The following is a 553-nucleotide window of genomic DNA, read 5'->3' on the forward strand; positions in this document are numbered from 1 at the left end:
CTTTAAGGGCGTTCTGAAGCTGGTGTTCGGTGTTGCGCCGCTCGGTGATGTCGCGAAATACCACGACCGCTCCTGCGATACGGYCATCGGCGATCACTGGGGTGCTTGTGAATTCCACAGGGAATGACGTTCCATCCCTTCGCCAGAAAATCTCCTGGCACCCCTCATGAACAATCCCGTCCCGTACTGCCTTGTAGATGGGGCACTCTTCCACCGGGTAGTGGCTGCCATCGGCATGGGTGTGGTGGTGAATCCGATGGATGTTTTTGCCGATCATGTCCTGGGGCTCCCAACCCAGCATGCGGGCGCCGGCAGGATTGACGAACGTGGCCAGTCCATCGGTGTTGATGCTGTAGATGCCGTCGCCCACAGCGCTGAGCAACAACTGGTTGTCGCGCTCGGTCTCCTGAAACAGGTTGAGGATGTTGCGCCACTCAATGAGCCCGCCGCGCATGGTGCGCTCGGTGTGGGCCTGATCGCGTTGGTACTTTTCGTGGCTGACCTCACGCATCACCAGGATCAATTGCGGGCTGCCCTTCACCTGGAGGATGGT

General features: G+C 59.2%; 1 protein-coding gene. It reads right to left on the minus strand.

Annotated elements, in window-relative coordinates; all coding sequences use genetic code 11:
- On the minus strand, positions 1-553 hold a 553-nt coding region (locus AC1DRJ_RS31925; RefSeq protein WP_477805603.1), incomplete at both ends, for a PAS domain S-box protein.

The sequence above is a fragment of the Pseudomonas sp. P5_B2 genome (assembly GCF_056400445.1).